This is a genomic window from Pseudomonas sp. SCPG-7, assembly GCF_002156405.1.
Classification (GTDB): Bacteria; Pseudomonadota; Gammaproteobacteria; order Pseudomonadales; family Pseudomonadaceae; genus Aquipseudomonas; species Aquipseudomonas parakoreensis.
Genome location: NZ_MVOO01000008.1, coordinates 90,932 through 114,164, shown reverse-complemented (window position 1 = coordinate 114,164; position 23,233 = coordinate 90,932). Strand labels below are relative to the sequence as shown.

General features: G+C 54.8%; 25 protein-coding genes. 9 read left to right on the top strand and 16 right to left on the bottom strand.

Annotation, left to right across the window (positions count from 1 at the left end; genetic code table 11):
* Positions 1-62: 62 nt before the first annotated feature.
* The 8 genes from pqqB to B1722_RS16630 form a co-directional block, all read right to left on the bottom strand.
* On the bottom strand, positions 63-974 hold the full coding sequence (pqqB, locus tag B1722_RS16665) for a pyrroloquinoline quinone biosynthesis protein PqqB (RefSeq protein WP_041070011.1): 912 nt from the start codon (positions 972-974) through the stop codon (positions 63-65).
* A gap of 81 nt (positions 975-1,055) precedes the next feature.
* The gene (pqqA, locus tag B1722_RS16660) at positions 1,056-1,130 is read right to left on the bottom strand and encodes a pyrroloquinoline quinone precursor peptide PqqA (protein WP_003422658.1); all 75 of its coding nucleotides are present in this window, start codon (positions 1,128-1,130) and stop codon (positions 1,056-1,058) included.
* 156 nt (positions 1,131-1,286) lie between these two features.
* Positions 1,287-3,704: a pyrroloquinoline quinone biosynthesis protein PqqF gene (gene pqqF / locus B1722_RS16655; RefSeq protein ID WP_086793525.1), complete on the bottom strand. Its 2,418-nt coding sequence runs from the start codon at positions 3,702-3,704 to the stop codon at positions 1,287-1,289.
* 48 nt (positions 3,705-3,752) lie between these two features.
* Positions 3,753-4,547 (bottom strand): carbon-nitrogen hydrolase family protein, encoded by a 795-nt coding sequence (locus B1722_RS16650; protein ID WP_086793523.1) that lies wholly within the window; start codon positions 4,545-4,547, stop codon positions 3,753-3,755.
* Positions 4,548-4,559: 12 nt separating this feature from the next.
* A complete protein-coding gene (locus B1722_RS16645) occupies positions 4,560-6,242 on the bottom strand; it encodes an NAD(P)/FAD-dependent oxidoreductase (protein WP_047297002.1) in 1,683 nt (560 codons plus the stop codon).
* 206 nt (positions 6,243-6,448) lie between these two features.
* On the bottom strand, positions 6,449-6,910 hold the full coding sequence (locus B1722_RS16640) for an Lrp/AsnC family transcriptional regulator (protein ID WP_007966501.1): 462 nt from the start codon (positions 6,908-6,910) through the stop codon (positions 6,449-6,451).
* A 160-nt stretch (positions 6,911-7,070) separates the two neighbouring features.
* Positions 7,071-7,811 (bottom strand): hypothetical protein, encoded by a 741-nt coding sequence (locus B1722_RS16635; RefSeq protein ID WP_041070024.1) that lies wholly within the window; start codon positions 7,809-7,811, stop codon positions 7,071-7,073.
* A gap of 447 nt (positions 7,812-8,258) precedes the next feature.
* Positions 8,259-8,888 carry a hypothetical protein gene (locus B1722_RS16630; protein ID WP_086793521.1) on the bottom strand — a complete coding sequence of 210 codons (630 nt, stop codon included), beginning with the start codon at positions 8,886-8,888 and terminating at the stop codon, positions 8,259-8,261.
* Positions 8,889-9,217: 329 nt separating this feature from the next.
* Between B1722_RS16630 and B1722_RS16625 the strand changes: the two genes are divergently transcribed.
* Complete coding sequence (locus tag B1722_RS16625) at positions 9,218-10,204, top strand: nucleoid-associated protein (RefSeq protein WP_086793518.1); 987 nt, start codon at positions 9,218-9,220, stop codon at positions 10,202-10,204.
* A complete protein-coding gene (locus B1722_RS16620; protein WP_086793516.1) occupies positions 10,201-11,640 on the top strand; it encodes a hypothetical protein in 1,440 nt (479 codons plus the stop codon). The genes B1722_RS16625 and B1722_RS16620 overlap by 4 nt, the downstream gene beginning before the upstream one ends.
* A gap of 277 nt (positions 11,641-11,917) precedes the next feature.
* Here the strand turns inward: B1722_RS16620 and B1722_RS16615 are convergent, their stop codons facing one another.
* The 7 genes from B1722_RS16615 to arsN2 form a co-directional block, all read right to left on the bottom strand.
* Positions 11,918-12,442, bottom strand: coding sequence for a hypothetical protein (locus B1722_RS16615; RefSeq protein ID WP_086793514.1), 525 nt, complete (start codon positions 12,440-12,442; stop codon positions 11,918-11,920).
* A complete protein-coding gene (locus B1722_RS16610; protein ID WP_086793512.1) occupies positions 12,435-13,607 on the bottom strand; it encodes a DUF3800 domain-containing protein in 1,173 nt (390 codons plus the stop codon). The genes B1722_RS16615 and B1722_RS16610 overlap by 8 nt, the downstream gene beginning before the upstream one ends.
* 61 nt (positions 13,608-13,668) lie before the next feature.
* Positions 13,669-14,037 (bottom strand): hypothetical protein, encoded by a 369-nt coding sequence (locus B1722_RS16605; protein WP_086793510.1) that lies wholly within the window; start codon positions 14,035-14,037, stop codon positions 13,669-13,671.
* Positions 14,038-14,267: 230 nt separating this feature from the next.
* Positions 14,268-15,458: an MFS transporter gene (locus B1722_RS16600; RefSeq protein ID WP_086793508.1), complete on the bottom strand. Its 1,191-nt coding sequence runs from the start codon at positions 15,456-15,458 to the stop codon at positions 14,268-14,270.
* Between the two features lie 37 nt (positions 15,459-15,495).
* Entirely contained in the window at positions 15,496-16,581 is a 1,086-nt protein-coding gene (locus tag B1722_RS16595) for an NAD(P)/FAD-dependent oxidoreductase (RefSeq protein ID WP_086793506.1), read from the bottom strand.
* 37 nt (positions 16,582-16,618) lie between these two features.
* Complete coding sequence (locus B1722_RS16590; protein ID WP_086793504.1) at positions 16,619-16,966, bottom strand: helix-turn-helix transcriptional regulator; 348 nt, start codon at positions 16,964-16,966, stop codon at positions 16,619-16,621.
* An 87-nt stretch (positions 16,967-17,053) separates the two neighbouring features.
* Positions 17,054-17,503, bottom strand: coding sequence for an arsenic resistance N-acetyltransferase ArsN2 (gene arsN2 / locus B1722_RS16585; protein WP_256578861.1), 450 nt, complete (start codon positions 17,501-17,503; stop codon positions 17,054-17,056).
* Between the two features lie 141 nt (positions 17,504-17,644).
* Here arsN2 and B1722_RS16580 point away from each other — a divergent pair, with 141 nt between their 5' ends.
* The 7 genes from B1722_RS16580 to B1722_RS16550 are packed head-to-tail and all read left to right on the top strand — an operon-like array spanning position 17,645 to position 22,522.
* Positions 17,645-18,067, top strand: coding sequence for an arsenate reductase ArsC (locus B1722_RS16580; protein ID WP_086793500.1), 423 nt, complete (start codon positions 17,645-17,647; stop codon positions 18,065-18,067).
* Positions 18,064-18,420: a metalloregulator ArsR/SmtB family transcription factor gene (locus B1722_RS16575; RefSeq protein ID WP_086793498.1), complete on the top strand. Its 357-nt coding sequence runs from the start codon at positions 18,064-18,066 to the stop codon at positions 18,418-18,420. Before B1722_RS16580 ends, B1722_RS16575 begins: the two co-directional genes overlap by 4 nt.
* 24 nt (positions 18,421-18,444) lie before the next feature.
* Complete coding sequence (locus B1722_RS16570) at positions 18,445-19,728, top strand: arsenic transporter (RefSeq protein ID WP_007247284.1); 1,284 nt, start codon at positions 18,445-18,447, stop codon at positions 19,726-19,728.
* A 16-nt stretch (positions 19,729-19,744) separates the two neighbouring features.
* Entirely contained in the window at positions 19,745-20,215 is a 471-nt protein-coding gene (locus B1722_RS16565; RefSeq protein WP_086793496.1) for an arsenate reductase ArsC, read from the top strand.
* 47 nt (positions 20,216-20,262) lie between these two features.
* Entirely contained in the window at positions 20,263-20,976 is a 714-nt protein-coding gene (gene arsH / locus B1722_RS16560) for an arsenical resistance protein ArsH (RefSeq protein WP_086793494.1), read from the top strand.
* 20 nt (positions 20,977-20,996) lie between these two features.
* Positions 20,997-21,419 (top strand): arsenate reductase (glutaredoxin), encoded by a 423-nt coding sequence (gene arsC / locus B1722_RS16555; RefSeq protein ID WP_086793491.1) that lies wholly within the window; start codon positions 20,997-20,999, stop codon positions 21,417-21,419.
* Between the two features lie 29 nt (positions 21,420-21,448).
* Positions 21,449-22,522 carry an ArsO family NAD(P)H-dependent flavin-containing monooxygenase gene (locus tag B1722_RS16550; protein ID WP_086793490.1) on the top strand — a complete coding sequence of 358 codons (1,074 nt, stop codon included), beginning with the start codon at positions 21,449-21,451 and terminating at the stop codon, positions 22,520-22,522.
* Between the two features lie 26 nt (positions 22,523-22,548).
* Here B1722_RS16550 and B1722_RS16545 read toward each other — a convergent pair whose 3' ends face one another.
* Positions 22,549-23,100, bottom strand: a complete 552-nt coding sequence (locus B1722_RS16545) for an arsinothricin resistance N-acetyltransferase ArsN1 family B (RefSeq protein WP_086793488.1) — start codon at positions 23,098-23,100, stop codon at positions 22,549-22,551.
* Positions 23,101-23,233 lie beyond the last annotated feature (133 nt).

The following is a 23,233-nucleotide window of genomic DNA, read 5'->3' as shown; positions in this document are numbered from 1 at the left end:
ACAGTTTTTGTGTACGCCACAGAACCCTGTGGGAGCTGGCTTGCCAGCGATGGAGCCATCCGCTACAGCACAATACTCATGCCATCGAACGCCACTTCAACATTACGCCGCGCCAACTCCGCGCGCTCCGGCGAATCCTCATCGAGAATCGGGTTGGTGTTGTTGATGTGGATAAGCACTTTGCGTTGCTCAGGCAACTGCTCCAGCACTTCGAGCATGCCGCCGGGGCCGTTCTGTGCCAGGTGGCCCATTTCACGACCGGTGCGGGTGCCGACGCCACGGCGCTGCATTTCATCGTCATCCCACAGCGTGCCGTCCACCAGCAGGCAGTCGCTGCCGGCCATGATTTCCAGCAGCGGCGCGTCGACCTTGCCCAGGCCCGGGGCGTAGAACAGTTTGCCGCCGGTGTTGAGGTCTTCGACGATCAGCCCGATGTTGTCGCCCGGGTGCGGGTCGAAACGGTGCGGCGAATACGGCGGTGCGGCGCTGCGCAACGGCAGCGGAGTGAAGCGCAGGTTCGGGCAGGCAGCGACGGTGAAGCTCTGGTCGAGTTCGATGCGGTTCCAGTTCAACCCGCCGTTCCAGTGGGTGAGCATCTTGAACAGCGGGAAACCGGTGCTCAAATCTTCGTGAACCATGTCTGTGCACCAGACCTGATGCGGGCAGCCTTCGCGCAGGCTGAGCAGGCCGGTGGTGTGGTCGATCTGGCTGTCCATCAGGATGATCGCGCTGATCCCGGTGTCACGCAGGGCTCGGCCCGGTTGCATTGGAGCGAAGCTCTGCAGTTGCGCGCGGATGTCCGGCGAAGCGTTGCACAGCACCCAGTTCACGCCGTCGTCGGAAATCGCGATGGACGACTGGGTGCGGGCCTTGGCATTCAGGCTGCCGTCGCGAAAGCCTGCGCAATTGACGCAGTTGCAGTTCCACTGCGGAAATCCGCCACCGGCGGCCGAACCCAGAATCTGGACGAACATGAACGCTCCCATCTTTCAACGCTGAAAATAAAACGCCCCGGCGAGCCGAGGCGTTGCACTGCAAGTCTGCGTAGGCAGAACTCAGCGGCTGGCGAAGTACATGGTGACTTCGAAGCCGATACGCAGGTCGGTGTAAGCCGGTTTTGTCCAGGACATGGGTGTCTCCTTCAGGGTGGGTGGGATAGCGCTGTCCATAGTTATAGTCCACGGCAGCGCAGGGATGTTCCAAATAGTTAGGCTGCTATGTTACTCAAAATTTCAACGGTATTGCCCGTGAATCTTTGAGAAAGCTCCTTGCAGCCTTGGTAATGATCATTTTGTCGCTTGCCACGGTGCGCCGGGTGACGGTGCGCTGGCCAGGCAGTGCCAGCCGCCCTCGGCGTTGAGCAAGCGCTGCGCTGCCGCCAGCAATGCCGAGCGTTGCAGTTGACCAATGGCCGTGTGCAGTTGTGCCAGATAATCCGACGAGTGGCCCGCGAGTTTGGCCTGCCACAGCAACTCGGCGGCGTCTTTTCCGGACAGCTGACGCTCATCGAACTGATCGGCGAGTGACTGGCGTTGCTGGGTGAAATGCACGTCGTCGAGGTTTTCGATCAGCGCAGGAATGTCTTTGAGGAACTGCTGGATATGGCCGAGCAGCTCAACGGGCGCAGTCTCTGGCGACTGCACACCGAACAGCAATCCACTCTGACCATGTACCTGTCGCAAGGCACTGAACACCGCGTAGCCCAATTGCAATTCGACTCGCAGGCGCTGATAGAACGGGGTCTGGCACAGCTGCGCGAGCAGTCGCCAGGCGGCTTCGTCAGCGATTTCGTGGCCTGCGGCCGGGCAGAACAGCAGCAGTGCATGCTCGCTGGAAGCGGTGTCGATGCGGCTCCACAAATGTTGCGTATTGATCGTCGGCACTGTCGGCAGTTGATTGTCCGGTGTACCGGGGATGCGGCTCAGGGCCAGACCCATGGCCGATTGCGTCTGTGCGTTAAGGCCAACGGCCAATCCGTCCCAGCGCGAAGTTGTCCACAGCTGTCTGGCGTCGTTCGACTCGACGGCCGATGGCAGGCAATGTTCAGGCAACGCCTTGAGCAGCTGACGGATTGGTATCAACGGCGCTTCCGGCCCTGCGTTGGCTGAATCGGCGTCAATTTGCGTCAGACATTTCAGCGCGTGTTCCAGGACACCGGGCATCGGCTCCTGCAGTCCCGTCAGTTTCAGCAGCCACTGAGTGCCGCTGGCACTGAACGCGATTTCGACGCCGGCCTGCCGTGCATCTTCCTGAGTTTCCTGCAGACTGCGTTGCAGCTTGCCTTGCAGATCGACGCCAGCCTGCGCTGCGGTTTGCCAACGCAAGTAGATCGCGCCGTGATCAGTGTGGTCCGGCAGCGCCTGACTGAACTGCATCGGTGAACGCTCACGCCGCCCGCGCGAGCGATCCTGAGCGAAAGTGCGCAATCCACGATGGGCGCTGGTCTGGCCGCGGATCAGCCCGGCGTTGGCCAGCGGTTCGCTGGAACCGAGGAATGGGTTGGCGGCAGGCCGATGCCAATGCGCGCTGAAGTTATCCACAACACCGATGTCGCGCAGGATGTGTTTGAGCACAACGACGCCGTTTTCCGACAAGCCGTGTGCAAGCTGTTCGCTGTCGCGGCGCGCCAGATGCAGTGCGCCACTGACTTGCTGCTGGCGTTCCAGCAATTTGGCGTATTCCTCGCGCAACGCTGCCCAGTCCCGTTGCGCGGCAAAGAAGCTCAACCAGTCCAGAAACTGTTCACGAATGGCGCTGAAGGATTCGGCTGGGGCGGTGAATTGCAGGTCCAGCAACGCTTGCCCGGCGAACTGATACAGCGGCACCGCTTTCAAACCGTCCGCGAGGCGTTGTTGCTGCAAATGGGCGAGCAAACCGCCGGACTTGGCGCTGTTCAGCCAATGGCAGAGAAACGCCAGCGCTTCGGCGGACGAGTCGGGCAACGCTTCGAAAGCGAACAACAGATGGCTGCTTCGCTCGCCGACCTGTTGATAACTGTTCACCGCCAAAGGCAGGGTCGCTGCCTGTTCGACCTTATCCCCAACCGGCAGCGCGGCGGCAAACTGCTGCGCCAGTACGCGCAATTCTTCAATGCTCTGCGGTCCGACCAGGCTCAGGGTCATTTGTCCGCTGCGATAAAACTGCTGATGGAAATACTTCAGCGCCTTTTGAAAGGCTGGTAACTCAACTTTCAGGCTGTCGCGATTCCCCGCATGAAATCCGCGCAGCGGATGTGTTGCCGGCAAACCGTCGTACAACGCCAGTTCCTGCTGAGCTGTGGGATCTTGCGACCACGCGACAAATTCCGCGTCCAGTACTTCCCGTTCGCGCAATTGATCGTCCGGATTCATACGCGGCTGGGCGAGCATGTCTGACAGACGCTCAAGCCCGGCACTGAAGGCCGAGGTCGGCAGTTCGAAGAAGAAGTCGGTGGTGCGTTCGCGGGTGCTGGCGTTCACTTGGCCACCGTGACTTTGCACGTAGGCCATCAACGCCTGACTCGCAGGAAAACGCTCGGTACCGAGAAACAGCAAATGCTCAAGAAAATGCGCCAGCCCCGGCCACTCGAGTGGCACGTCATGGCTACCGGCAGCCACCCGCAATGCAGCGGCACTGCGCTTCAAACCGGGCACCTGACGCAGGGTCAAGCGCAAGCCGTTGGCCAGGGTTTCAGTGTGGGGGCGGGGGTGAGTCGGCGCAGGCATGGGCACTTCCATAACAGTGAAGTGCCCATGCTAGCGGATTGCGTAGGGTCAGCGCTTGTTCAACGCGTGGTAAAGCTCGGGGCGACGGTCGTTGAGGTAGCGGTTGGCGGCGCGGGAATCGGCCATCAACTGCCGATCCAGCTCACCGACGATCAACGCTTCATCGAGGCCGGCCTGGGCGATACGGCTGCCGTCCGGCGCAGCGATGCTGCTTTGCCCGCAATAGTGGATCTCGCCTTCCTGTCCGCAGTAATTGGCGTACGCCACGTAGCATTGGTTTTCGAAGGCGCGGGAACGCACGGTGACGTCGGCGACGAAATCGAACGGAATCATGTTCGCCGTCGGCACCAGAATCAGCTCGGCACCGGCCAGCGCCAAACGCCGCGCATTCTCCGGAAACTCCAGGTCGTAGCAGATCAGGAAACCGATTTTCCAGCCGTTGAGTTCGACGATGGGAAAATCATCATCCCCCGGGCTGAACATCGACCGATCCAGATCGCCGAACAGGTGGGTCTTGCGGTAATTGCACAGGCGCTCGCCGTGCGCGTCGATCAACTGCACGGCGTTGTAGATCTGCCCGTCGGCCGTGCGCTCGGGGTACCCGTAAGCGATCGCCAGCCCGGCGGCTTTGGCGATTCGACCGATCTGTTGCGCCCATTCGCCGTTGTAGACCTCGGCCAAGGTGCTGACCGCTTCCTTGCCGATGTTGTAGCCGCTCAGAAACATTTCCGGCAGCACCAGCAGGTCGGCACCCTTGGCCTCCATCGCCAGTTGCTGCAGGCGATGCAGGTTGGCGGCGGGTTCCAGGGGCAGCGGTTGACATTGGTAAAGGGCTACACGCATCGGGGATTCCTCTTACTCGGGCAGGGCGATAGGGCCGATGTCTTTGAACACATCACCCGGGCCCGGGTTCTCTTTATGTGTCGAACCGCCGAAGTGTTTCATGATGCCCCACACCGCGTTGAGTGAAGTCTGCACCGCGCCTTCGACCCACGCCGGGGTCCACGACACGTCGTCACCGGCGATGAAAATCCCCCGCTGCTCCGCCGGCATGTCGTCCTGCATGAAGTGCGCGTACATCCGCTGGTTGTAGCGATAGTGGCCGGGCAGGGCGCCTTTGAATGCACCGAGGAAGTACGGGTCGGCTTCCCACGACACGGTGATCGGATCGCCGATGATCCGCGCGGCGATATCGACTTTCGGGTAAATCTTCTTCAGCGCGTTCAACGCCAGTTCCACACGTTTTTCCACAGGGTGCGGCAGCATCTTCAGTGCGTCGCTCATCCACGAGTACGACAGACAGATCACGCCGGGCTTGTCGTCACCGTTGTCGAACAGATAAGTGCCACGGGTCAGGCGATCGGTGAGGGTCATGCTCATCAGGTCGCGGCCGGTTTCCGGATCCTTGTCCTTCCAGAATGGGCGGTCGACCATCACGAAGGTCTTCGACGACTGCATGTAGCGCGTGCGATCCAGCGCCATCCACATCTTCTGCGAGAACAGGGTTTCGTCGCATTCGATCTGGGTGGTCAGCAGCCAGCTCTGGCAGGTGGTCAGCACGGCGGCGTATTCGCGGGTGTCGCCGTTGTTGTCGGTGACAGCGAAACGGCCGTCCGGCGCGTGGGCGATTTTCTTCACGCCGGAGCGCGGCGCGCCACGGTGCAGGGATTTCAGGCTGGTGCCTTGCGGCCAGTGCACGCAGCGCTCCGGCACATGGCGCCAGATGCCTTGCGGCACTTGCTCCACACCGCCCACCACCAGGTGCTGGTGATCGTCGCAGTTGGTCATCACCACGCGAAAAATTTCCAGCATCGAGTTGGGGAAGTCCGAATCCCAGCCGCCCGTGCCGAAACCGACCTGACCGAACACTTCGCGGTGATGAAACGACAGTTTGGCGAAGGCCTTGGAGGTGGCCACGAAGTCGTAGAACGTGCGGTCGTCCCACAGCGGCACGAGTTTGTTCCACAGTTCTTTGAGGCGTGGCACATCGCGGTCACGGATGGCTTGCTGGATATCAGCGAACTGCGAGCCCGCCTCCAGCGCATCTGCCCAGGCGTCAGCCACTTCCTGGAACAGTGCAGGAAGATCCTTCAGGCTTTGTGCGTAATGGGTTTTGCCTTCCAGATCGATCACCGTGCTGCCGGAGGCTGGCGTCAGCGGGTTCGGGAACGGTTTGGTCTCAAGCCCGAGCTTGTCGACGTAGTGGTAGAACGCCGTGGAGGACACCGGGAAACGCATGCCGCCCAGTTCCGCGACGATGCCGTCGGTACCGTTGAACGCCTGCGAACGCAGGCGTCCACCGAGCTTCGAAGCTTCGTATACCACCGGTTTCAGGCCGAGCTTCATCAGCTCGTACGCGGCCACCAGACCAGCGATACCGGCACCGACAATTGCCACTTCAGCGCCATGGTGGTGTTCAGGAATGCTGCCGAGACCGGCCGGGTGTTCGATCCAGTCGTCAAACGCGAACGGAAAGTCCGGGCCGAAAATGGTGACGGGTTTCTTACCGTCTGCAGGATGGCGATTGTTCTTGTTCATGGCTGACCCTGTTGGCGACCCGACGCAAGACGCGCGTCTGAGTATAGGAAAAGATGCCAGCCATTTTAGGGAGCGTAGAACACGTTAATAAGACGCAATATGTCGTCGTTTTGCCATTTAACTGATCAATATGACGATGGGTGACTGCATACCGACCAGGTGTAGAAGAGAACCTGCTCGCGAAGAGTCCCTCTCAGCCAACACATTTAAACCGGCTGCCCCCGATCGATCTTGCTACTCAAAATGATCGACGTCGTCGTCTTCTCCACCCCATCCACACTGCCAATCTGATCCAGCAACTGATCCAGCTGCTCCGGCGAGTCCGTGCGCAACCACGCCACATAATCAAATTCGCCACTCACCGCACATAGCTGCTGCACCTGCGCCATCGCGCTCAGCCGGCGCAACACTTCCTTGCCGGAACGCGGCTGCACCTTGATCCCGACATACGCCTGCAACCCGCCATCGACCACGCGCTGCCCCAGACGCACGCCATAACCGGTGATCACCTTGGCCTTTTCCAGCCGCGCCAACCGCGAAGTCACGGTGGTGCGCGCAATGCCCAGCTGCCGGGCAAGCATCGCCACGCTTTCGCGGGCGTTGATTTGCAGGGCGGCGATCAGCTGGCGGTCGATTTCGTCGAGGGCGGGGGGGCGGGTGTCTGGCAAAGGGGCGGCTCCTTAGAACGCGGTTCTTGGAGAGAGCATGTTACAGGCTCAACCGACGGGACGCTTGTGGGCGGTAATCGAATGTCTGGTCAATGGGGCGCGAAGAGCGGAAACGAAAAATCCGCGTAACTTCGCGGATTTCTATGCGCTGGATTGACCGTTATCTGGCCATTCTGCGTAAGGCTTGATCGATAAGTTCGATCTGGAAGCGGTATCGAAGATTCACTCGTTTGAGCAGTACCGCTCCTATGGAAAGACCGAGTACCAAGGCAATGATCATCAATAGGGCGCTATTACCCCAGTTCCCGTTCACAGGTCCGGCCAATAAGGTCTTACTGATCCAGGGAAAACCGCCGAATTTTTCCGCGCAGACGTAGGCCGTTCCCAGCAGAGCAAGGGCTGCAGCTTTTTCTCCAAAAAACAGGGCGACACGCGCTTCTGCTCGATTGATTCTGAGTTCGAGCCAATACTTCGCATCCAGAAGTGCCACTTCCGAATGAGGTTGAAGCGAATCCACTAATGCATTCTCGTGTCTGAAATCGGCAATCATGCTTTTCAAGGTGATGGTCTCCCATCGGAAGAGCGCATAGATCAGTGCCAACATGGGGGTAAGCAGTGACAGCAAAGTGGATATTGTCGAGAAGAGCACAAGATAGAGAGCCAGATACTTGGCCCCTTCCGGCAGCGGAGCCTGCGATGTATGCCAGTAGGCCATGCAGGCAGCGACGGCCATCCCGCCACCGCCGATAACGAGACACCAATTGGCAAATTTCTCCGCATTCAATTCGAGCCTGCTACGCCTTGCAGATGCCTTCAGCGGTCTGCATGTACTCAAGTGTTCAAGAACTTTGATGGTGTCGCCGATGTGTATTTCTGGAAGTTCCTTTTCCATTACGCTCATTGCGTGCTCCCTTGCGATTTGATTTTACCCATGTCCCGCATGCACCATTCACGTCCAGGTGGATGGGTTCGACTGATTGTATGACGAGCTACAAAAACAAAAGGCCTACGCCATTAAGCATAAGCCTTTGATTGTTTGGTGGGCCCACACGGACTTGAACCATTATGTGGTGCGTGAATTGTTCGTCCGAATACTGTCCGTCCGGTCTTGATCGTGTCAATCGTCAGTAGACACTGAGGAATGCTGGCGTTCATTGATTGCCGTGTAATATTTGTATAAATACAACCCGAGTGTTGTATTTATACGACTCCCTATCATTCCATCCTTTAGAGATGGGCTGAGCGGACTTAGGGAGAGATTGAGCCTGTGCGGTTGGCTACCCCTGCAGCGTACTGAGCCGATCCTAGCCCCTGTTGGGATGGTTGTTTTGACTACGCCCACCAGGCTTCATGCGGAGCGCTTTTGGATCAGATTCAGCAGCAATTGGCCATCGGGCATGGGAGACATCGTGCGCAAGAAGACGACATTTTTCTGTACCGCTTTCTTGATCTCCGCAGCCGAAATCGGCTTATCCAAGATGGTGAAATCCATCAGTCGCTGAAAATGGCACTCTTCGAGATAGCCGTGATGCTCACGTTTTTCAGTTTCGCCAGTACCTTGGCCGAAGGCGACGATCCCCTTGCCATTTTCGTACAAGAAGACCACGTCACCTTTCTTTATACGGTCAATGTTGTACTTCCAAGGGGCATAAAAAGCTGCTGCGCTACCCTCGCTCAGCATACGGTCATGGTCTTCCAATGAGTGACGCTTGTTCGTATTCAGAAGGTGGAAGCTCGACGGTTCGAGTAACTCGATGTCTACTGCCGCCTGCTCTTTGTCATCAAGCTTCAGAGCAGCCTTGGCAGCTTCAACCCCCTTCTCTAGCAGTTTCAGCATTGTCTCCTGGCGACTCAGATCGAGCTGATCAGCCAGACCTTCGATAAATGAGTAGAGCTCCTTGGGCATGCGGATAGATGCGGACGCCAGGTCACTCTTCGTCTTTGCGGCGTTTTCGATGAGCGAAATAATGTCGTTCATGGGATAGATCTCCTGTCAGATGCTAAGAAGCATCCCATAGCGATAAAATAAAAGCAATTATTGCTTCTTTATAAAAGCACCAAAAGAATCTCGAAAAATGTAACCCAGTGCTCAGCGTTCATGCACGCTTAAACACGCTTACCAGTGAGCCTTCCATCGGACAAGTGATCCTGGGTGGGGCCAAACGGCAGCCAACCGCTTTCTATAGGTGTATATTCATACAGTAATTCGTATGCTATGCCCTGCGGGGGACGCTAGGCATAACGCTGAAAAGGTGCTTACATCAATGCTTAATGTCATGTCGCCACCAGCAAGGATGAGGATTTAATTTGGCCACTCTTACGGATAAAGAAATCGAAGCCCTGAAAATCGAGAATTTCATTTTTCACGTGGTGCATCATCGAGCCGATGATCCGATCCTTTTTGACGACACCCCCTTAAGCACCTTCGAGCCGTTCTTCATTGACCGCATCAAAGAAACCCTCAAGGGCAATAAATTCTCTTTCGCTGAAATATCTCAAGTACAGGCCAAATTGAATAGTTGGGAAAAGGGCGAGTCGAATTTTGTCGATATCTCCAAGAGCTTGGCGCGGCAATTTCATCGCCTTGGTGATAAACGGATGAAGTCAGGCGTGTTGATTGTAATTGGTTTAATTACAGGGGCTAAAAGGTTTTATTCCTTAATCAAGTACGACTCTGAAAAAGTCGTGACATTTGAAACTAAGGGCGCCCAGGCAATACTTCAGGCAGTTACTAACAACTTTACTGAATCACCAAAAGCGTTGCAGAAATCAGCTCTTATTGATTTGGATTCCAAAGACTCAGAAGTAGTGATCATTGATAAAATGAGCCGCTCAGGAATCAGTGATTTCTTCAAAGAATTCCTGGGAGTAGAGCGCCTCCGGAACTCAAAGGAAATGACGGTAGATTTGGTTAAGGCAATCAAAAAAACTGTAAGGACACACCTGGGTGATCTGCCGCCTGCTATCACATCGAAGGTCGCTGAGAAAGTCGTTGAGATTGCGAAAAAGCGTAAAGACTTTGAAGTCGACGAATTCTTCACAGATTTTTTTGGCATCAATGGCCAAGATAAAATCCGGGCGACCTTTGACAAAGAATTGGAAAGCCTAAATTTGACTGGTGAGGTGTTCTCCTATGATGAGGAAGAGCTACCTACCAATGAGGCAAAGAAATACGTAACAAGTGAAGGCATAACCATCAATATGCCTGCGCGTGCAAAGGGAAGCTTAACTATTGAAAATGGAAAGGATGAAACTGTTATTACTATTCGTACAAGTCGCTTGCGTGAATCATGAAACAGCTAGCGCTGGAACTTCGCAGCTTCTTTGAGCGACTTACGGCGTCAGGTGGTTCTGCGCAGGTTGAAACTACGCATATTTTTCGAATTGATGAAGTAAGCGTTACATCTTCCGGGTTTGTTCGAGAATTGAAAGATCTTGCCCAGCGTGTTTGTTCTGTGGGCATCGGAAAGATGGAGCTTTTTGGAGAAGTTTCCGACAGCATCGAGATCAAAGATTTCGATTTGGAGGATGTGGAAAATGACAGACTGACAGTCATCTTGGAGAAGCCAACGGATGATGGCTGGTGTTATTTCCTAACTTTAAAAGGTTTCGAAAACTGGTTGAGGTCAAACCAATTTTCAGCACAGAACTCACAGAAAATGTGCGTGTGGGTTGCAGGTGAAACCTTTGAATTTTCCACTCATCAGTTCCTAGTGAAAGAAATGGGTGGAGATAAAAATTTACCGACCGCCACTCAACATCCTGAAAAACCTTGGAAAATGGTACGGGATCTTACCCACTCCCTTACCCCTCCGTCGCTTGAGCCATGGCTGCTGACTGCTGAGCCAATTGCTGAAAGCGAACCTTTTACAGCCTGGAAACGCGTGGCGGTGGAAAAGCTTTCCTTTTGCTTGCCAGCCGAGATTCGCAAGGAAGATGATGAGACTCATGTAATATTTCGAGGCGGGCGCTCACTCCCCATAGCTATAGACCAGCCTATTAACTGGGCTGATATCAATTTTGAGACGCTTCACGACACCTGCCAGTGGATCTACTCCACCCCTAGGGAGTGTGAAACGAAATTCCAACTTTTCAACAACCACATTGCTATCAACTGGAACAGTGGAACGACGTGGCCCTCTGGCTCAACGCCACTCTTAAAAAATAGCCTCTCGGGGGCCAAGGAAGCGTTCGCCTTTCATCTCCAGGATCAAAGCAAGGAGGCTGTCAAAAGCTTAGGGGATCTGCGCAAGGGTTTGCAGGACGAGGTTAATAAGACACAAACTGCGACAAGGGATTTAATATCAGCTCTCTGGCGTGATTTCGCGGTGGCGGGTGTTGTTTTAGCTCTCAAGACTCCGATAGCGACTGCAGGCGTGGCCGATACAGCTACCACGATTCTGTATCTCGGTGTCTCTGCACTTCTCATATTGAGCATAGTTATCAACACTCTATCAACCTTGCGTTTTAACAGTCTTGCTGACAGCAGTAGAGAAGGGTGGCGGAAGAAGATCTACAACTTTATGTCTGCCGACGACTGGAAGCGCTTGGTTGAAAAACCTATATCGTCCGGACGCACCGTTTACTGGCTTGCTTGGACTGTATGCTTCTGTCTATACGCAGCCATTGTCCACTACTTCCTATCGCTTGCGGCACCTAGCTTCGTGGCGAACCACGTCGATTATTATTTTTTCTGCGCGTGGAGTTACATCACAGCCTTTCCTTTATAAAAATATAAATAAAGCTACGGCTGAATCTTTATGGTGCCGTGTTACTACACAGATATTTAGAAACTATTCCAGGAGCCATCAAGGGGTTGCCTCAACATCAGAAGATAGCCTGGCTGAAGTTGGGGGCTATAGTCATTATTGGTCGCATTCCGTTGCTCAGCGTAATGTACCCAGATAGGGCCATTAAGCCCAAAAACGATGGTTAATGTCCCGTATTGGGAACATTAACGCTGCGAGTCATAGCCACGTACACCATCGCACGGCCCTAGGACGGCAATTAATTCTCTGATTCGCGGGCCTCATGGCGAGCCCAGCGCAAGGTAGCTATCGACATGAATTGCCTAATCGCCAGCGCTCCCCGTTCATTTCTGGCTTTCGAGCCAGGTAGGGTCAGTGCCGCCTCTACCTTGGCACGACTCGCTTCGTACATTGCAAATGCGTTGAACTCAGAATCAAGCAGCACCAAGAGCACTGTATCGAAGGGTTGTCGTAAATCAATTGCACCCATACGTCCCGTAATCTTTTGCGGGTTCAGGATACAGCGGCCCTTGATCTGGATTCTCGCGACGCCATCTTCCAGCGCCTCTGTAGCGTCGTAACCTGCCTGCCTTGCAGGATGTAGTAACAGGCCGAGCCTAGCAGCAGCTTCGTACTCTGCGACCTCGCCGGTCACGCCCAGCGGCTTGCCGGTCAGGCGATAGAATCTACGCGCAAGCACCTTGTCTTCTTTCAAGATATCTAGGATTTCATCCTGGATCAATGCAGCCCGCTGAGGTTCGTCGTAATTACCGAGCTCAGTCATCCGCAAATGCCTCAAGCGCAGCGAGCAGCTTGGCAAGCTCAGCCAGGTTGGGTGCGGTCACGATGTCATATTCTCCCCGACTACTCAGCCGATATACCTCTCGAGCCTTTTTGACCCGTTCCAGTAGAGGAACAACAATGCCTGACGCTCTTTCAAGAAATTCGTTAATGTCTGCCCGTGTTTGAGGGATCTTGTAGCCTTTTGCCGCGCTTGTGATGATGACGTCCGCATCCCGAAGCTTGGCAATGCCACTGGAACGAATTCTCTGGCCGTTGACCTCTCCCAGTCCGCTGTCTTTTAGATGGGCCATGATCTCCGTAGTCAGCACGTAATCCTTGGTGACGAATTCGCTTTGAAATCTTAAGAACCGCAGGATACTCAATTGCAGGCGCTCATCCTCATCAGGATGTTCACCAGCCCGCTCGCTAAAACGATCAGCTTGGCGGATAGCTTCTTGGTGTACCTGGTAGTCTGCATACCCAGATTCATCCGTCGGCGGTGGCAGAAGAGACTGGTACTTGGATGGCCACTCAAGCATTCCAAGAGTCAGACTGCGAAGGATTTTCTTGTAGGCAAGAACTGCTTCTTCCGATGCTTTCTCTTCGTAGATCTGAGCGACTGAGCCAGCAAAAAAGTCTGCGACCTGAACCAATACGTTGTCCTTGCTGGCCATCGTCTGGAAGGCATCCTTATCGCCAAAGAGGTCGTCCACGAATCGTTCTGCAACGTAGCTTTTGAGGCTCTCCTGAAATTCCTGGCCACCATGCTCGTCTACGATCATCTGGAGGTCAGGGTATGTGCGGAACAAACGTTCATAGAGCAACCCGTTCACGTATTTTATGAACGAGGTCTTGATACGGAGCCCGCCGTCTTTGTGAATTCGGGATTTATCAACGACGGTGAAATAGAGCTTGAATGGCAGCTCAGCTAGCTCGTTGAGGATTCGGACACGGCGATCTGAATCCTTCGGCTTCAGATTGCTGGATTTGATCTCGCCTGTTTGAAAATGACGCATGCGGAGTGCTTCAGCTTGGGCATAAGCAGCTTCCAGGTCTTTCTCTGCCACCAGAATGGAGCACACGACGAAGAAGCCCGAGCTTCCTCCCTTTGACGTATCAAGGTCGGAATTCCCGGACTCATCCACGAAGGCATAGGTTCTGTCCATGAGCTTGCTCCATCAACAACGTGCTGAGCGCAGTGGGTCGCCCAATGGCAAGGTGGCGAACTTAGTTCGTCGCAGTGGTAGTGCCTGGAGCGGGGCCTTCACTGAACGTGTAGTTGATGACCACGTCATTTCGGATCAAAACGTCGAGCGTTTTCTGAGTGCCCGTAGTCGTCACCTTCATGGTGACCACGTAGCTCTGGGCATGGGCTGAGCCATTGGTGTAGGTGTAGATCCACTTCTCGTCGGTCTCGCTGACTGCGCTCTTAGCGTAGGGCTCACCAAATAGCGACTTCAACTCAGCAGTCGTAGTTTTGCCTTTGGTGATGCTCGCTACACTAGCCGACGGAAAGTCTCGACCTGCGGTGTAGTGGGATGTGGCGCAACCGCCGAGCGCGACACACATCCCAATGACTGCGATGAGCTTTTTCATATCTATCCTTGATCGGAGAAAGCTCCAAATCTAGCTGGCATCGAGGCTAAAAGCCATCACCACCTTGATCACCTGCGCTCGCGCTTGTCGACAGCTCATAGCACACCATCCTGCACTGGGGCTGCAGCGTTGTTCGCCCTCGAGATCATCTCGGCATAAGGTGTCCTAATCGGCACATTAAGCCCTTAAACAAGGATTAATGTGCCGTTTTGGGATCACTACGCCAGCATTTATTCGGTGGGAAGCGCAAGGCTTGTGATGAAGCTAATCGCCATTAAAACGCACATACCAACCAACAGCGGGATTGAACCAAATTTCTCTAGAACAAGTGCTGCTGCTACAGGGCCTGCAGCCTGGGCGATCAGCATGGGGCGAGCCAACAGCCCCATGCGTGTTCCGTAGCCATCAGCGCCGAATAGAGCCAAGGGTAATGTTCCGCGAGCAATGGTCAGAATTCCATTACCTGCTCCGTAAAGCGCCAGGGCTACGAAGGCTAGCCACGGGATGGCCGGTAAAAGTAGGGCAATACCCACACCGCATAGCAGGATGGCGATACGAGCCGACCAGGTAGGGTGCAGGTTTCTCCCAATCGAATACTCAGCAAGGCGTGCCACGACTTGAGATGGCCCAATCATCATTCCTATGGCTAATGCCGTTGAGGTTGCGATGCCAAGCAGTTTCAGCACATCAAGTAGATGGACTGAAACGGAGGAAATCACCAGGGATTGGAATGTCAGTAGCGCTGCCAGCAGGATGAATATGCGATTGGTTAATTTGCTGGCAGTTGCAGTGGACTGGATACTTGCAAGAGGTGCAGATTCATCTGGGGGGCCTTTCTCGCTGGGAATTGCCAGAAGATGGATTGGTAGACCAACTACCAGATGCGTTGCAGCTAAGGCAAAGCAGCTGTACCTCCACCCGATCTGGTGCTCTAGGCCTGCGATCAGTGGCCAGCCTAAGGTGCTGGCAAACCCACCTAGCAAGGTTAGACCAGTCATCGAGGCACGTGCATGGTCGCCAAGTAGTCGTCCGAGTGTCGAAAACGCTGCGTCATAAAGACCAGCAGCCATGCCCGCGCCGATCAGCGTCCATGCTAGGTAATAAACGGCTAAGTTACTGGCTAAGCCCATCAACAGCATACCCATCGCCAAAAATAACGAGCTAGCTGCCAACACGGGGCGTCCCCCACTTCGGTCGATCCATCGTCCCACCATGGGCGAGCAAGCTCCTGCGACCAGCAGTCCCCAAGACAATCCAATTACTACGCTCGTAACTGACCATCCTGTTTCTTTGGTGATTGGTGTCGCAAGAACTGCTGGCAGGTAATAGGTCGAACTCCAAGCGAGGATTTGTGCGATGCCTAATGCCCACACAAGCCTGAGTCGGTTGATAGGTTGCTGGCTGCTTTCTAGGTTTTTCACTAGCTACGGGCTCTTGTGTTTTTCAAACGTAAGCTGCTCAGTTTTGCGTTACAAGCGTGGGGGCGGCTTCCAAATTACGAACTCGCTTTAGCAAATACGGGAGTATGTGTTCTGCATCAGGCCCCACGCCTCGTAGGGTTGCAGAGGCGAAGTTGCGTTGTTTGGGCAAGCCTACAAAGTACAAGCCTGGGACATGAACTGCTCGCCCGTCGCGTTGCGCCACTCGTCCCTGCTCATCCATTACTGGAAGGCCTTGGAGAAATGGCAGGTTCGGACGAAAGCCAGTGGCAAAAACGAGGCTATCAACGGTTTCATGCTGACCTTCGGCCCAAATCACGCCTGTTGAAGTGACCTCGGAGAACATTGCTGCTTGATTGAAGTATCCGGATCTCAGAGCCTTTCTGTACGTGCCGTCGTCCAGTACAGGCGTGCTTTGATCGTTTAGCCACTTAGTTTTCTCTAGGCCTGTCCATTTCAACCAAGTATGAAAATCTGCTCCTAATATCCGTTGTGGCGCGAATCGAATCGCCTCTCGCGTGGCCAGAGTCACTGTTGCAACGTTGGATAAGTCGTAAGCGATTTGTACAGCGGAGTTAGCAGCGCCAACTACGACGATGCGTTGCCCACTAAATGCTTCTGCATTCCGATAATGAGCACTGTGAAGCTGAGTGCCGCTGAAGTTTTTGAGCCCAGGGATATCGGGTACGTAGGGACGACTGAAGGCTCCTGAAGCCACGACAACTGCTCTCGCCGAAAAGCATTGTCCGTTCGTGGCAGTGATCCGAAATCCTTCGCCTTCCTGACATACGTTTGCGACCCTAATCCCTTGGAGAATAGGTAGCCGGAAGAAGTCGGCATACCGCTCCAGGTAACGCACGACTTCATCTCTAGTAGGGTAGTGGCCTGCTGCTCCAGGGAAAGGAAGCCCCGGAAGAGAGGAATATGCTGCTGGTGAGAACAATTCAAGGCTGTCGTAGTAATTACGCCAGTTCCCCCCAGGCAGCGGTTGCCCATCGAAAATAAGGAAATTGAGGCCTTGCTGCTTCAGGTGCCAACCGCTAGCCAGCCCTGCTTGGCCAGCACCAATGACAACAACATCAAACATCTGATTTTTTGCGTTCATGTATGCGCACTCATGCACGTTTTTATACAAAAAAGGATCAGTCTTTTTTGCCTGGACAGCACAACGGGGCGATGCTTTTGGTGTGGAGGAGGATGGCTTCTAGACGCTTGATAATGGCTGGGCCGTCCACTTCATAGAACATCTGGCGCCCTACCTTAGCAGCTCGAACAATCCCTGCTTCCAGTAGCACCTGAAGATGACGAGATACAACCGAACGCTCCTGAGGCAGCTCAGCCGCAATTTCAGTTACATCAGCGCGACCTAATAGCATGACTCGCTTCAGCACGGCGATTCGCGGTGGCTCACACAGGGCCTTGAAGAATGCGCCGTCCAACGATTCGATGGCGGCCTCAATGGCTTGGGTTCGGGTTAGTGATGTAGTCATAAAGGAACTATATGTGCATGTATGTGCACATGTAAAGGCTAGGTCGAAACTGGACACTACCTCCCAGGCTATCGGATGGGCAGACTATCAGCCATTGTCGAATGGTAACGCCTTGCACATGTAGCAAGCCGAGCCAGGGCAAAGCCCCATGAACTGCTCCGTCTGAGAAATCAGAGGCGGCGCAGAGACTCGTTGATTTACTGCATAGCCCTGCTGCTCGAAAAAGCTTGACGCAGTTGTTGTCAGCAAATGAAATCGAGCGATTCCCTGCTCGGCAGCTATCACTTCAATGACCCGAAGCACCGCGATACCGACCCCCTTCGATCTGTATGTCGACACTACGACCAGAGAACGCAACAACCCGTCCGTACCATGCGTTTCGAATCCTCCCCATGCGACCGTCTCACTGTCCAGTGTGAACTCAAAAAAGGTTCGGCCTGGAAGATCAATGTCGTCTGCTGGAAGATCAGCAGATTTCAGCGCATCGCGAAAGCTCTGCCACTGTCCTCCGGCTATTTCCTTTGCCTGAATCATCATCTTCCCCTCCAACCTCTCATCTCGTTTATGCCGACACGCATGGAACGTTAGGGCGCATACCGAAGCAGCAAACATCATATTCGCTTTACCGGATATCTGCCAAAGCGTATATTCGATTTTCCATATGCGTCGAGTTCAACCATGAGCCCTGCTATCAAAGTGCTTTTCGTGTGCGTTGCCAACTCGGCCCGCTCCCTGCTTGCAGAGGCTTTGCTGCGGCACACCGACCCGCGCTTCGAGGCCTTCAGCGCAGGATCTGAACCGTCTGAGGTTGATCTGCGCACGACTCAAGCATTGGAGGCAGTTGGAGTCGATGCAACGGGCCTGCGCAGCAAGTCCATCAGCGAGTTTCAAGCTGGCCGATTCGATTACGTAATCACTCTTTGTGATAAATCCGCAAGCGAGTGCCTACCAATACCCAATGCAGGTGAAGTCATTGCCTGGGATTTTCCTGACCCAGTAACTAGCGATGATCCTGGCGCATTTCGCCACACGCTCCACGACATCCACGAGCGCATCAAGCTCTTCGTTTTGGTCAAGACCAAACACCTGGAGGATCTATGACAGAACCCTTGAACCCCACCACCTTATTCAAGTGCCTGGCGGATGACACCCGAGCCAAAATTTCCCTGCTTGTCGTGAGTGAAGGTGAGCTGTGTGTATGCGAGCTGACGGCAGCACTTGACCTGAGTCAGCCGAAGATTTCTCGTCATTTGGCGCTGCTGCGCTCCGCCGGTTTGCTGTTGGATCGTCGCCAAGGCCAATGGGTGTACTACCGACTGAATCCTGATTTGCCCGCGTGGGTGACTGCAGTTTTGAAGGAAGTAGTAGACGCCAATCAGCAATGGCTGGAAACCGAGGCTAAGCGCCTCTGCGCCATGAACGACCGTCCGATCAACCAAGCCGTGTGTAGCTGATTCACGCCCAACCGGATTAATGAAATGCTGATTGCCGTATTGATCTTTATCGCCACCATCGTCCTTGTCATCTGGCAGCCCAAGGGGCTTGGGGTTGGCTGGAGTGCGATGTTCGGTGCCATCGTGGCGTTGCTGGCAGGTGTCGTTACCCTTGCCGACATACCAGAGGTTTGGCGCATTGTCTGGAATGCCACTGGGACTTTCATCGCGGTCATCATCATTAGTCTGCTGCTTGATGAGGCAGGTTTTTTCAAGTGGGCTGCGCTGCATGTGGCCCGATGGGGAGGCGGGAGCACCCGCAAGCTGTTCGCATTTATCGTCCTGCTGGGCGCAGCTGTGTCGGCCCTGTTCGCCAATGACGGAGCAGCATTGATCCTCACACCCATTGTGATCGCGATGTTGCTGGCGTTGCGTTTTTCTCCTGCTGCTACGTTGGCATTCGTCATGGCAGCCGGTTTTATCGCGGATACGGCGAGCTTACCGCTGGTGGTTTCCAACCTGGTCAACATCGTCTCTGCCGACTACTTCGATATCGGCTTCAACGAATATGCCTCGATCATGGTGCCGGTAAACATCGTCAGCGTGGCGGCGACATTAGCCATGTTGCTGTGGTTTTTCCGCAAAGATTTACCAAAGACCTATGACCTCAACCAACTGGACAATCCGGACGAAGCAATCCACGACCGGGCCACTTTTGTAGCCGGCTGGTGGGTGTTGGCACTACTCCTGATCGGCTTCTTTGTCATTGAGCCATTGGGGGTGCCAATCAGCGCCATTGCAGCGGTCTGTGCATTCATTCTTTACGTCATCGCGGCTCGTGGTCACGCCATCAATACAAGCAAGGTGCTCAAAGAGGCGCCATGGCAGGTGGTGATTTTTTCTTTGGGTATGTACCTGGTTGTTTATGGCCTGAAGAACGCCGGTCTGACCGACCACATCGCGCAGATCCTGAACGTGTTCGCCGGTTATGGCGTTTGGGGCGCGTCCCTTGGTACAGGGCTGCTAACAGCGTTGCTGTCTTCGATCATGAACAACATGCCCACCGTTTTGGTAGGCGCCTTATCCATTCATGCCGCCGAAGTCGATGGTGTTGTCCAGCAAGCGATGGTTTACGCCAACATCATCGGCTGCGACCTGGGCCCGAAGATCACCCCAATTGGGAGCTTGGCAACTCTGTTGTGGCTGCACGTGCTCGCCCGGAAAAATATAACGATCAGCTGGGGTTACTACTTCAAGACCGGGATCGTGCTGACCGTGCCCATCCTCGTCGCCACATTGTCCGCCCTGGCACTGCGCCTCAGTTTTTGAATCAAGGAATCGTCTGATGAAAGTCTTGTTCATGTGCACCCACAACAGCTGCCGCAGCATTCTGTCCGAAGCGCTTTTCAACCACTTGGCGTCCGAGGGTGTAGAAGCCGTCAGCTCAGGAAGCTTTCCCAGTGGCAGGGTGAATCAACGGGCATTGCAAACGCTGGAGGCGGCGGGTATCTCCACGGCGGGCTTGAGCAGCAAGGCTTCGGATGCTTTTGAAGCCTCACCTCCAGACATCGTGATCACTGTCTGTGACCGGGCAGCGGGTGAGGCATGCCCAATCTTCTTTGGGCCAGCTTTGAAGGCGCATTGGGGTCTGGCCGACCCGTCTGACGCTAGCGGTTCGGAAGCCGAGATCACCGCAGCTTTTGAAACCACACTCGCCAAAATTCACGAGCGCGTGAGCGCATTTCTTGCGCTGCCACTGAAGACCATCAGCGCTGAACAGTTGAAAGCTGAACTGAACCGCATCGGTTCGCTTTAAAGATCAACCGAGGCGGTGCCCAACCTGGCGCCGCCGTAGGAGTTTTTATGCAAGACACATTGCCGAACGTACACGCCGACCTGATCGACATTCCTTCGCTGGAGCAACTGTCGCCTCGTACGCCTTCGCTCCATAAACCTCGCATTCTTCTGCTGTATGGATCAACGCGAGAGCGCTCATTCAGCCGGTTAGTCACGCAAGAGGCTGCACGCCTGCTGAATGAGTTTGGTGCTGAAACCAAGATCTTTGACCCATCGGGTCTGCCGCTTCCGGATGACGCTCCCGATACACATCCCAAGGTCGCTGAGCTGCGCGAGCTGATGCAATGGTCTGAGGGACAGGTGTGGTGCTCCCCTGAGCGTCACGGCTCCATGAGTGCAGTATTCAAAGCCCAAATTGACTGGGTTCCGCTGGCGATTGGCGCTGTACGACCTACGCAAGGCAAAACCCTTGCTGTGATGCAGGTCTGCGGCGGCTCGCAATCTTTCAACGTGGTCAATCAGCTGCGCGTACTGGGTCGATGGATGCGGATGTTCACCATCCCAAACCAATCTTCGGTGGCCAAGGCGTTCACCGAGTTCGACGAGGTAGGCCGCATGAAGCCGTCCTCGTACTACGACCGACTGGTGGATGTGATGGAAGAGCTAATGAAGTTCACGCTGCTGTTGCGGGGTCGCCAGGACTACTTGGTTGATCGCTACTCCGAGCGTAAAGAGTCCGCTGAAGAGCTGTCCAAGCGCGTCAACCAGCGCTCCATTTAACGTCACCGCGAGGAAACTGTATGAGTCAGATAACGATCTACCACAACCCGCAATGTGGCACCTCTCGCAACACCTTGGAGCTGATCCGCAACAGCGGAGAAGAGCCGACTGTTATCGAGTACCTACAGACCCCACCTGACCGCACCACGCTTGTCAGGTTGATCAAGGATATGGGTATCGAGGTGCGGGCCCTGCTTCGTATCAAAGGCACTCCCTACGAGGAGCTGGGACTCGGTGATACGTCACTTACTGATGATCAGCTCATCGATGCCATGATGGCTCACCCCATCCTGATCAATCGCCCCATCGTCGTGACGCCTTTGGGGACGCGTTTGTGTCGTCCGTCAGAAGCTGTGCTCGATTTGTTACCGCAAGAACAGCGTGGGAGTTTCGCCAAAGAGGACGGCCAAGTGGTCATTGATGAGAATGGCCGCAGGGTTTAAACCGATGTAAAGCAGATGGGCCTGGAGGGATGCTGGTGAATCAAATCTCGAAATTTGATGTAGTGGTCATTGGCGGTGGCCAATCCGCGCTCACCGTAGCCTATTTTTTGAGGCGTACAGGCCTTTCCTACGTATTACTCGACGCCGAGTCAGCACCGGGAGGGGCCTGGCGGCATGGGTGGGACTCTCTGAGACTATTCTCGCCGTCTGCTTGGAGCTCAATTGCCGGCTGGCCCATGCCAGCAGTACCCGAGGGGACTCCTGGGCGGGACGATGTTGTCGACTATCTAACTCAGTACGAGCGCCGATATGACTTCCCCATCATCCGTTCCACGCGGGTGACCCATGTCGAGAACATCGAAGGCGGGTTGCGCGTTTTTTCCGGGGATACTTACTGGGATGCTAAAGCGGTCATCAGTGCAACAGGCACATGGAGCAGTCCGGTCATTCCAACCTATCCAGGGCAGGAGCTTTTCGAGGGGCAGCAAATCCATTCCGCCCATTACGTGGGGCCGAGAGAGTTCGAAGGGAAGGCAGTGCTTGTCGTTGGCGGTGGTAACTCGGGTGCCCAGATTTACGCCGAAGTTTCAAAGGTGGCTCACGCAACCTGGGTGACTCAGCAATCGCCAAAATATCTTCCAGATGAGGTCGATGGCCGCGTCCTGTTCGAGCGGGCCACTGCTAGATTGAAGGCGCAACAAGATGGGATTGAGCCTCAACAGCCCGTTGGAGGGCTGGGAGACATTGTAATGGTGCCACCGATAAAGGAAGCTCGCGAGCGCGGCGTGCTGAACACGGTGCGGCCATTTACGCATTTCACCTCAACAGGTGTTGTATGGCCATCGGGGGCCGAGACGAAGATCGATGCCGTCATCTGGTGTACTGGATTTTCTCCAGCGCTCGACCACCTGAGCAACCTGGGTATCGTTGGCGATGACGGCAAAGTCGCCGTGAATGAAAACCGGAGTGTTGCTTCACCTAAACTGTGGCTGGTGGGCTACGGCGATTGGACGGGGCTTGCCTCTGCAACATTGATCGGAGTGACACGCACCGCTCGAGATGTAGTCAACCAAGTCCAAAGCTATCTCAAAAGCGAACTCTGATCGCTCGCGACGCAAATCGAGTGCGCCTACTGTGATGCGACTTCAAGCTCAGGAAAGAGAATAGGCTCCAGTGGAGGAGTTGTCTGGCACAGCCCGAACCGCCAGTAACCGACGTCGTGCCATTTCCCGAGCTTGAAGCCTACCTCCGGATATGTCCCGATATGGACGAATCCCAGCGACTCGTGCAGACCCACACTGCCTTCATTGGGTTGAGCAATTCCGGCGTAAGCTGCGCGAAAGCACTGTTTTTCAAGGATCGGAAGCAAAGTCTCATAGAGCTCACGGCCAACGCCCTGTCGGCGAGCCGATTCAGCTATGTAAACCGTCACGTCCACCGCCCACCGGTAGGCCGGACGTGCGCGGTGCTGGCTGGCATAGGCGTAGCCCTTGATCTCCCCACCTTCTTCGGCCACCAAGTAGGGATAAATCTGAAGCGTTGTCGCTATTCGCTGAGCGATTTCTTCAGCGCTTGGCGGGATCTCTTCAAACGAGATCGCCGTTGCTGAAACGATGGGGGCGTAAATGCGCTGGATGGCTACAGCATCTGCCACCACTGCCGTACGGATTTTCATACCCATTGCAGTCATCCGTGATTCCAAAACACGAACATTACCTTTTTCGGCCACCTCTTGATAAGACTGGTATATGACGGTAGCGGTTTTTTTGGGGGGCCACAGAGCCTCAGCGTTGGCGAGGCTCTGTGGTTATTTC

Coding starts and splice junctions, on each gene's coding strand:
- pqqF (WP_086793525.1), bottom strand. CDS start 3,704: ATGCCTGCGCCGACTCACCCCCGCCCCCACACTGAAACCCTGGCCAAC.
- B1722_RS16645 (WP_047297002.1), bottom strand. CDS start 6,242: ATGAACAAGAACAATCGCCATCCTGCAGACGGTAAGAAACCCGTCACC.
- B1722_RS16550 (WP_086793490.1), top strand. CDS start 21,449: ATGCTGGTGAATCAAATCTCGAAATTTGATGTAGTGGTCATTGGCGGT.
- arsH (WP_086793494.1), top strand. CDS start 20,263: ATGCAAGACACATTGCCGAACGTACACGCCGACCTGATCGACATTCCT.
- B1722_RS16610 (WP_086793512.1), bottom strand. CDS start 13,607: ATGGACAGAACCTATGCCTTCGTGGATGAGTCCGGGAATTCCGACCTT.
- B1722_RS16595 (WP_086793506.1), bottom strand. CDS start 16,581: ATGAACGCAAAAAATCAGATGTTTGATGTTGTTGTCATTGGTGCTGGC.
- B1722_RS16565 (WP_086793496.1), top strand. CDS start 19,745: ATGAAAGTCTTGTTCATGTGCACCCACAACAGCTGCCGCAGCATTCTG.
- B1722_RS16580 (WP_086793500.1), top strand. CDS start 17,645: ATGAGCCCTGCTATCAAAGTGCTTTTCGTGTGCGTTGCCAACTCGGCC.
- B1722_RS16545 (WP_086793488.1), bottom strand. CDS start 23,100: ATGGGTATGAAAATCCGTACGGCAGTGGTGGCAGATGCTGTAGCCATC.
- B1722_RS16630 (WP_086793521.1), bottom strand. CDS start 8,888: ATGAACGACATTATTTCGCTCATCGAAAACGCCGCAAAGACGAAGAGT.
- arsC (WP_086793491.1), top strand. CDS start 20,997: ATGAGTCAGATAACGATCTACCACAACCCGCAATGTGGCACCTCTCGC.
- B1722_RS16570 (WP_007247284.1), top strand. CDS start 18,445: ATGCTGATTGCCGTATTGATCTTTATCGCCACCATCGTCCTTGTCATC.
- B1722_RS16635 (WP_041070024.1), bottom strand. CDS start 7,811: ATGAGCGTAATGGAAAAGGAACTTCCAGAAATACACATCGGCGACACC.
- B1722_RS16650 (WP_086793523.1), bottom strand. CDS start 4,547: ATGCGTGTAGCCCTTTACCAATGTCAACCGCTGCCCCTGGAACCCGCC.
- B1722_RS16590 (WP_086793504.1), bottom strand. CDS start 16,966: ATGACTACATCACTAACCCGAACCCAAGCCATTGAGGCCGCCATCGAA.
- B1722_RS16605 (WP_086793510.1), bottom strand. CDS start 14,037: ATGAAAAAGCTCATCGCAGTCATTGGGATGTGTGTCGCGCTCGGCGGT.
- B1722_RS16575 (WP_086793498.1), top strand. CDS start 18,064: ATGACAGAACCCTTGAACCCCACCACCTTATTCAAGTGCCTGGCGGAT.
- B1722_RS16615 (WP_086793514.1), bottom strand. CDS start 12,442: ATGACTGAGCTCGGTAATTACGACGAACCTCAGCGGGCTGCATTGATC.
- arsN2 (WP_256578861.1), bottom strand. CDS start 17,503: ATGATGATTCAGGCAAAGGAAATAGCCGGAGGACAGTGGCAGAGCTTT.
- pqqB (WP_041070011.1), bottom strand. CDS start 974: ATGTTCGTCCAGATTCTGGGTTCGGCCGCCGGTGGCGGATTTCCGCAG.
- B1722_RS16620 (WP_086793516.1), top strand. CDS start 10,201: ATGAAACAGCTAGCGCTGGAACTTCGCAGCTTCTTTGAGCGACTTACG.